Below are 2,138 nucleotides of genomic sequence, written 5' to 3' on the forward strand. Positions count from 1 at the left end.
GTTCGCCCGTCCCGCCCCTCGGACAAGGGGTGACGGGCGAACGACGGGGCCCCGGGCGCGGTCTCCCGCACCCGGGGCCCCGGGGAAGTCCCTCGGCCCGCGTCAGCCGCCCTCGCCCCCGGGAGGAGCACCGCCGTCGCCACCCGCGGCGGCGCCGGCGTCGGCACCGCCGCCTCCCTGGTCACCCGCGCCACCGGCGGCCCCCGGGTTGCCGGGCGTGCCGCCCTGGTCACCCCCGCCGGCGGCTCCCTGGTCACCACCACCGGCACCCCCGGCGTCGGGGTTGCCGGTCGGTTCGGTGCCGCCGGCGTCGTCACCGCCGGTCTCGCCGCCGTCGGCGCCCTCGGCCGTGCCCTCGGTCACCGCGCCCTCGTCACCGCCGACCTCGCCGCCGGTGCCCCCGCCGTTCTGCCAGCCGTTCGAGCCCTGGCCACCGCCGGACGACCCGCCGCTCGACTGGTTCCATCCCGGGTCGGGCGAGAACGGGCCGGTGGTCTCCTCCTCGGGCTCCTCGGTCTCCTCCGGCTCCTCGGGTTCATCGGTCTCCTCCGGCTCCCCGGTCTCCTGCGGTGCCGTGGGGGTCGGGTCCGGGGCGGTCGGCAGCTCCTCGCCACCGGTGAGCTGCAACGCCACCAGCACGCCCAGCCCGACCGCCGCCACCGCCAGTACGGCGGGCAGCGCCCAGCGCGGAAGCCGCCGGCCGCCGGGGCCGCCGTCACCGGCCCCACCGACCCGGGCCTCCCCGCGCGGCGGGGTGCCCAACAGCAGCGGCGGGCCCAACCGACCGGTCTCCGCGACACGGTGGGAGGAGGTCGCGGAGGGCATCGCCGTCGTGGCGGCGGTCGCGCCCATGGCGGCGGTGCCCATCGCCGGGGTGTCGGCGGTCAGTGAGCCGGTGTTCCACAGGCCGCCGGTGTGCCCGCCGTGCTCGCGCAGCATCCGCTGCGCGTGCTGCACCAGCGCCCGCATCTCCTCGGCGGACTGGAAACGGTCCTCGGGGTTCTTCGCCAGCGCCCGCAGCGCCAGCCCGTCCAGCTCGGGCGGTACCTCCGGCGACACCGACGACGGGGGTCGCGGGGTGTCCTGCACGTGCTGGTACACCACCGACAGCGGGGTCTCGCCGGTGAACGGCGGACGCAGCGTCAGCAGCTCGTACAGCAGGCAGCCCACCGCGTACAGGTCGGAGCGGGTGTCCACGGCCTTGCCGAGCGCCTGCTCGGGCGACAGGTACTGCGGGGTGCCCATCACCATGCCGGTCTGCGTCATGGTGGACTGCACGCCGTGCAGCGCGCGGGCGATGCCGAAGTCCATCACCTTGACCGAGCCGGTCTCGTTGATGATCACGTTGGCGGGCTTGATGTCGCGGTGCACGATGCCGTGCTGGTGGCTGTAGGCCAACGCCTCCAGCACCCCGGAGACGATGTCCAGCGCCCGGTTGGTGCGCGCCGGACCGTCGGGGCCGCGCCCCTCCTCCATGGCGTCCGCGTCGTCGTTGAGCATCTCGCGGATGGTGCGGCCGTTGACCAGCTCCATCACCATGTACGGCACGACCTGGCCGCCCATCCGCTCCTCGCCGGAGTCGAACACGGCGACCACCGCGTGGTGGTTCAGCCCGGCGACGGACTGCGCCTCGCGCGTGAAGCGCGCCTTGGCGATGGGATCCTCGGCGAGGTCGGAGCGCAGCAACTTGACCGCGACGACCCGGCCCAGGCGCACGTCCTCCGCCGCGAACACCTCGGCCATGCCGCCACGGCCCAGCCGGCGCAGGATGCGGTAACGGCCGTCGCCGACCAACTCCCGGTAGCCCCCGGAGTCCGGGCCGCCCGGGATCCCGCGATCGCCTCGCGCCCCGCCGCCGGTGGTCTCCGCCCCGCCGGCGCCGTCCGCGGCGTCCCGTTCCTCAGCCATCGGTCCTCGCCTGCGTCGCCCTGTTGAGAGCAGCAATCAAACCGGTTTCCGCCCCTCACCGCAAAGTCGCCGGAAGTGAACCCCCGCCGTCCCGGCCCGTCCCCGGGCGGCGCCGGCGCCCTTGCGGGGCGTTCGAGGGCGGACCGCGCGGGGGCCGCGGGAGCGCCCCGGTGGCGCCCGGCGGGGTCGGGTCCACCACCCCGTTCCCGCATCGCGGGCCGGACCGTGGT

At 76.1% G+C, this 2,138-nt stretch carries 1 protein-coding gene; it reads right to left on the bottom strand.

Annotated features, from left to right (window positions below; all coding sequences use genetic code 11):
- Positions 1-102 precede the first annotated feature (102 nt).
- Positions 103-1,908: a protein kinase domain-containing protein gene (locus tag FNQ90_RS20610; protein WP_182607725.1), complete on the bottom strand. Its 1,806-nt coding sequence runs from the start codon at positions 1,906-1,908 to the stop codon at positions 103-105.
- Positions 1,909-2,138: the final 230 nt, after the last annotated feature.

Source organism: Streptomyces alkaliphilus, assembly GCF_014141535.1.
Taxonomy (GTDB): Bacteria; Actinomycetota; Actinomycetes; order Streptomycetales; family Streptomycetaceae; genus Streptomyces; species Streptomyces alkaliphilus.